Raw genomic sequence first — 6,227 nt, forward strand, 5'->3', positions numbered from 1 at the left:
TTGATCCTTAGTACGGGCGCTGGAAGTGGGTGCATGAACTACGGAGTAGGGGTTTTGGAGGTTGTAAAGCAAAAAGAATAAGGTCACAACCTTTAAAACAATAATTTTAAATCCCAGCGGGAAACCTTATTCTTTGATCTGCATTATAGTACAATTTTTATCAAAATAAAATGGCACTTGAACCTTTAAAACAATATAATTTGACATATATTTTATTTTGTATTATAATGAGGTAACAATAAGGGGTTATATTTGAAAACTAAAAAAGTTCTTAATCGCACGGGAAATACATATTGTGCATTTTGTGTATATTTTTTAGCCCTATCGTAGATGTTAAAATATTTGACATAAATTTTGGGCAGATAGAGTTCAGTATTTATTGCAATTAGTTTTTGAATCACAATAAAATATGCCTCTTAATGCCTTAATCTTATTCTGATTTCAAATCTAGAATAATTTTAGAAATATTTAAGTAAAATGGTCGTAAAATTAACTAAAATACTTAAGGTAAAAATAAAATATGGGATTAGCTCATAAACTCTATAAAATTGGCAGCCTGCTAAGTGACGACGATGTTAAGGCTATGATTAAAAGTTCCAATTTTAAGGATAGTGACCATATAACTTTGGCTATTGATTTTAAAATTGAGAACGGGAGGCTTCTTAGTACTCCAAAACTATCACGAACTTCATTAGATACCATAAAAACATTTTTTACAAAAAAGATAGGTGGAACTAGTAATTCATATTATTTATACCCTAACTACGAGTATCAAAACGAAAAAGATTTATATAAAAAATTCCAAGCTATTTCGCATACTTTACAAAATTCCATTTTAATCTATTCAAATCCACAAAATCATAGTTTAGCAAAGATTGTTTTTGATTATATAGATAACTACAAAAATGATGAACTTGGGTTAAAAGACTTTAAGCAAGGCGATTATTTTCTGATTTTACTTATAAATGGCAAAAGTTTTTATGAGCTCATGCCGGAAGTTCTGCAAAATTATATTAATGAATTGGTAAAGCCTCATATAGAGGACAAAAAAGGGAACGCTTTTTTAAAGGAGCAGATAGATATTGTTACCCAAGAAAAAGAACCTTGTGGGTATGATCCGAATGTCAAGTTTTTTACTATGGATAACTATGATGATAAATTTAAAGAGCAATCCATAATCCGTCTTCCTATGTCAAAAAATACGGCAAAATCGGTCAAAAAAGGCTGGATGTATGCGATAAACAATCTTAAATTTTATTACAAAGGATTAGAATATATAATAATTCCGTCTATGGTAGATTTTAACGAAGATATTTTTAAGGAAATGATAAATTTTCTTGAGAAATCAAATACTTTAAGTGATGAAGCTGCTAGGGAAGAGAGCTTTATTAGAAAATTGAATAAGCAAATAGAAAATTTCAAATATATTAATAGTTTTACGCTCGATATATTCTTTACGGAGGTGAATGTTACCAATTTATCTGTTAAAATATTTGCTACTCTTGAAGATGTTTTGCCAAGCAGGATAAGAAAGGTAGTGAATTTGATGCAAGAAGAACATATTACGGATGCTATGAAACGATTTCAAGGCGAGGATGATGATATTAGATTTGTATATTTAAAGGATTATTTTAGGATTACGGAACAGTTTGCTATATCTACAAATAGCATTGCAAATTTGAAAAATAAAATTTTACAAGAAAAAATATATTTAGCAAAATTGCTTTTAGGATATTTAAAAATAGGTTATCTCGAAGTTTTAAAGCGTTTTGAGCACTTTAGAGAGTTTGACGGTGAAAATAAAAGTAAATTGAAAGATGGTATAAAAGAGTGGATAATGTATCCGAATGTTTTTGTAGAAAGCGAAAACAAGGTTTTAAAATTTTTAAAAGATATAAATGCAATAAGGATGTAGAATGGAACTTTTTTCTGAATATTTTGAAAAATTATTGCTTGAGCAACCCTATTATTTTGAGAATGGCTTAATAAAAGGAGCTTATTTAATAGGCGCTTATTCAAAAGGTATTATCGATAGTTCGTATAATCCTAACGGGAAAGTTGTAAAAAAGAACGAAACGTTTAAAAAATGGTTATCGACCAAAAGAATAACGGAATCAAATTTAAAAGCTATTTTTAATAAAGCAACCTATTTTGAGAAGCTATTTAGTCTAAATACTCCCAAAAACAATGATTTATCACAATTAGTTACCACTTATTTTATATATCCAAAAAATATAAGAGTAGCTCAACAGGAGATTTCTTTTGCTTTCATTAAGGGGTTTAATGATTATGCAAAATTTAAAAAAGAAAATCAAAAACAAGGAGAAGACAATGAGTGAGTTGGCAAAGCATAGTGAAATTTTATTTTTATGGGATGCAAAAATGACTAATCCTAACGGCGACATGCTAAACGATAATGCACCAAGATACGATGAATAGAAAAGCCGTCGTTAGCGATGTTAGAGTAAAAAGAACGATCAGGGATGATCTGCAATATAGAAAAGGTAAAACCGTATTTGTAAATAACGCAGAGCAGGTACAATCGGCAGAAACCAGATTTACTGAGTTGAAGAGTACTTTAAATGAAAAAGATGATAAAAAAGTTTTTTTAAGCTGCATTGATAATAGACTTTTTGGGGGAGTGGCACCCAAAAGCAATCTTCAAATTATAGGTACAGTGCAATTTTCTTGGGCTAAATCACTAAATGAAACAGAGACTATTTTATCACAAGGAACCGGCGCTTTCGGTAAAGACAATAGCTTAAATAAGACATTTAGAACTGATAATTATATACCTTATGGGCTGTTTGCAATGTATGGTACTATAAATTCTCTAAGTGCCGATAAAACGAATGCGAGCGAAGAAGATGTTGCCGATATGCTTGATTCTATGTGGCAAGGCACCAAGTTGCTCAACACTAGGAGTAAAGTCGGACAAAAACCAAGAATGCTTATAAGGGTTATCTACAAAGATACTTATATGATAGGGCTACTTGATGAGCTTGTAAATATAGATAATGAGAACTCTCAACAGCTTCGTACTTTTAGCGAATGTGAATTAAATTTCTCGGCTCTTTTAAGATCGTTAAAAAATATGAGCCAAAAAATAGAAAAAGTAGTAGTTTTTTATGATGATTCGGCTAAAAAGTATCTGGATAATTTTAAAGATTTAAATATAAATTTAGAGGCCAAAGAACTGTAATGTTTGCATTTAAAATTTGGGGTAAATTTGCTTGTTTTAGAGATCCTTTGGGGATTAGTCAAAATATCACTTTACCCATCCCTCCAAAAACTACGGTTTGTGGTATGTTGGCAGCTGTACTTGGCATAGATAACTATTTAAATGATGATAGATTTGACGACTTTAAATATAGCGTAATCCCATGTACTCCTATTTTGAAAAAGAGTTTTTCACAAAATTATATAAACGACTATACTAAATTTACAAAGTCTCATCTAAATAGTTTGCTTAAATTTGATATGCAAAAAATCTCGCTTGGTTTGCGTGACAATAGAGCTCCTCAAAAACCAATAAATAGAGAACTCTTGATTTATCCTAAGTATATAATTTTTATTGATAAATTTAAGCTCGAAGACGAAGCGATTCATAATCTGAAAAATAGAATTTGTAAATTTTCATTTTATCTTGGCAATAGCGAATTCGCGGGCAATTTCGAATTCATAGAAATAACAAAATACGAAGAGAAAAAATTTGATGAAATAAATATAGATTCGTTCGTGCTTCAAGATGACGTAAAAAATATAGATTTTGAAGAAGGTATTTTATATTCTCCGATTAGTTTTGCGAGTACTTTAACGCCAGAGAGGTCTCCTGCTTCTGGCGTAAATTTAATATTATCCAACAAGCAAATAAAAGCTAGAGATGTTAAGATTTACGAGATAGTTTGCGTTGATGAAATTTATCATTGTAGATTTGTATAATGCAAATTTCAAACTCTTTTAACTCGCACCCTAAAAAATCCTACAATTTCCATGTAAAAAATATAAGCGATAGTTTTGATGAAAGTGATCATAAGGAGACGGCATCCTTTCACGATATTGCCAAGATTGCACAGAGATTTCAAGATTATATAAATTTAGAAGTAGAAAATTTTGCCTCAAGAGAGGACTTCGAAAAAGCCCAACAAAAGCTAAAAACAACGCATACTCTAGAGAGTGCTTTTATATATTTTTTTATTAGAGTTGATAAAGATATAAATTTTTTAGCTAATTTTTTTACTATTCTAAAACATCATTCTGATTTACCCGATCTTAAATTTTTCTTTAGCGAACTAGGCAATATAAAAGCAAAGATAAAAGATAAATTTAAAAAGATAGATGAAGCGATTTGTAGATCAAATTTAGAGATAAGGCCCGATGTTAATGAATTTGTCGACTATTTTTTTGATTTAGAGGCCGAGCTGGAAAAATATCAAATTTTAGATAACTACTTTATTTTTAAGAAGCGCTATTCGAGGCTTGTTTTGACTGATAAATTTGAGGCTATTTTTTCTAGGCCCTATAAAAATGTAGAAATTTTAAGTGAAGAAAAAATAGATCTTTATCTTAATAAGATAGAAGATATTATAACCTCAAAGCAAACTGGCTGTAAAAACAAATACAGAACAAAAGCGAAGGAACTTATTTTTCAAAATTTTAATCATAATACGCAAAAAGATAAGTTTTTGATTAAAGCGCCCACCGGTATAGGAAAAACGTTTTTGGCCCTAAATTTAGCACTGCAAATAGCTAAAATAAAAGGCGATAAAAGACGAATTATAACAGCTATACCATTTACCTCTATCATAGATCAAATACATAACGAATATCAAAAGATAATATCGGATCAAAACGTACTAAAATATCACCACCTAACAAGCTATAAAAGTAGTAAAATAGACAAAGAAAAAGATAATGAAGATGAGCAAGAGCAGTTTATGCAGAAAGTATTTTTAGCCGATATTTGGCATGAAAATTTTATCGTTACGACCTTTAATCAGCTCTTTTACGTACTTTTTTCAAATCACAATAGAGATAATTTAAAGCTAGAAACCTTACGAGATAGCGTTATTATAATAGATGAAATACAAAATATCCCAAGAGTTTTATTAAGGTCGATTTCCGCAGCTTTTAATGAATATACAAAAAGATACAATATCCACTTTATACTTATGTCTGCGACTATGCCTCATATTGCATCAGAGCTTGAAAATTTTACCGAGCTTTCAAGCCCCGTTTTATACGAGCGAGATAGGGATAGATATGAGCTCGTTTATAAGCCAAATTTAAATGATTTTGACATCCTAAAAGATGAAATTTTATTCCATAAAGATAAAAGTGTGCTTTGTGTCGTAAATACCATCTCAAAAGCTAAAAAGCTATATGAAGTCATAAAAAACAAAAGCGAGAATAAAGATAGCGTCTATCTTTTGACTACGCACCAAATTCCACTTCACAGAGTTGAGATTATTAACGAGATAAAAGTTAAATTAAGTAGTGGTAAAAAGATTATTTTGATTGCAACGCAGCTGATCGAGGCGGGGGTCGATCTTAGCTTTGATATAGGTTTTCGAGAGTTCGCTCCCTTTGGCTCTATTATTCAAGCTGCGGGTAGAGTAAATCGTGAAGGCTTGTCAGATAGGCCTGCAAAAGTTATAGTTTTTGATTATTTAGAAGGTAAATCATTCCCATATCACGATACGGATCTGCAAGAGGATAAGATAAAGGAAATTCTATCGCAAAATATAAAAGAGAGCGAAATTTATAATGTCTTAGAGAGCTATTTTGAAAGTACAAAAAATGAAACGACTAGCGTAGATTTATTGCAATACGCTAAAAACCTGGAATTTCAAACATTATTTAAAAAATTTAATGAAAATTTTATGCCAAAACAGGAGTGGAAGGTTTCACTTTTTGTAGAGCAGTATAGTGGGCATTTCGACAAGTTTTTAGATAATCGGGATAAATTGTTACAATCAAATGACGATAAATTTAAAATTATTGCAGAAATTAAAGATTCGGAAAAAGATTTGGGATTATATACTATATCCGTTAGTAAAAATTTACTAGAAGAACTCAAAAAAGATTATAAAACTATTTTAAAAGATTATTTTGGCAGATATATTTTACCGCCAGGCAATTTCTATAATAAATTTGATGGTTTCTTGCCCAAAATTACGATCGCTGAAGAGGTATTCGACTAATGTTTTGCAAGGACCAAATCACCG

Annotated in this window: 6 protein-coding genes; all 6 read left to right on the forward strand. The window is 30.4% G+C overall.

The features are described from left to right. Positions 1 to 520 precede the first annotated feature (520 nt). From Q0257_RS07135 to cas3, 6 genes are read left to right on the forward strand one after another with little or no spacing between them, the layout of a single operon-like run. Positions 521 to 1,915, forward strand: coding sequence for a TM1802 family CRISPR-associated protein (locus Q0257_RS07135; protein ID WP_298023355.1), 1,395 nt, complete (start codon positions 521 to 523; stop codon positions 1,913 to 1,915). Between the two features lies 1 nt (position 1,916). Further along, positions 1,917 to 2,339: a hypothetical protein gene (locus Q0257_RS07140; protein WP_298023358.1), complete on the forward strand. Its 423-nt coding sequence runs from the start codon at positions 1,917 to 1,919 to the stop codon at positions 2,337 to 2,339. Next, positions 2,332 to 2,439 carry a type I CRISPR-associated protein Cas7 gene (locus Q0257_RS07145; RefSeq protein ID WP_298023361.1) on the forward strand — a complete coding sequence of 36 codons (108 nt, stop codon included), beginning with the start codon at positions 2,332 to 2,334 and terminating at the stop codon, positions 2,437 to 2,439. Before Q0257_RS07140 ends, Q0257_RS07145 begins: the two co-directional genes overlap by 8 nt. Then, a complete protein-coding gene (locus tag Q0257_RS07150) occupies positions 2,432 to 3,202 on the forward strand; it encodes a type I CRISPR-associated protein Cas7 (protein WP_298023364.1) in 771 nt (256 codons plus the stop codon). The genes Q0257_RS07145 and Q0257_RS07150 overlap by 8 nt, the downstream gene beginning before the upstream one ends. Beyond that, positions 3,202 to 3,942, forward strand: a complete 741-nt coding sequence (locus Q0257_RS07155; RefSeq protein ID WP_298023367.1) for a CRISPR-associated protein Cas5 — start codon at positions 3,202 to 3,204, stop codon at positions 3,940 to 3,942. Before Q0257_RS07150 ends, Q0257_RS07155 begins: the two co-directional genes overlap by 1 nt. After that, positions 3,942 to 6,203 (forward strand): CRISPR-associated helicase Cas3', encoded by a 2,262-nt coding sequence (gene cas3 / locus Q0257_RS07160; protein WP_298023370.1) that lies wholly within the window; start codon positions 3,942 to 3,944, stop codon positions 6,201 to 6,203. Before Q0257_RS07155 ends, cas3 begins: the two co-directional genes overlap by 1 nt. Positions 6,204 to 6,227: the final 24 nt, after the last annotated feature.

The organism is uncultured Campylobacter sp., from assembly GCF_938018035.1.
Lineage (GTDB): Bacteria > Campylobacterota > Campylobacteria > Campylobacterales > Campylobacteraceae > Campylobacter_B.

Coding starts and splice junctions, on each gene's coding strand:
- Q0257_RS07140 (WP_298023358.1), top strand. CDS start 1,917: ATGGAACTTTTTTCTGAATATTTTGAAAAATTATTGCTTGAGCAACCC.
- Q0257_RS07135 (WP_298023355.1), top strand. CDS start 521: ATGGGATTAGCTCATAAACTCTATAAAATTGGCAGCCTGCTAAGTGAC.
- cas3 (WP_298023370.1), top strand. CDS start 3,942: ATGCAAATTTCAAACTCTTTTAACTCGCACCCTAAAAAATCCTACAAT.
- Q0257_RS07155 (WP_298023367.1), top strand. CDS start 3,202: ATGTTTGCATTTAAAATTTGGGGTAAATTTGCTTGTTTTAGAGATCCT.
- Q0257_RS07150 (WP_298023364.1), top strand. CDS start 2,432: ATGAATAGAAAAGCCGTCGTTAGCGATGTTAGAGTAAAAAGAACGATC.
- Q0257_RS07145 (WP_298023361.1), top strand. CDS start 2,332: ATGAGTGAGTTGGCAAAGCATAGTGAAATTTTATTTTTATGGGATGCA.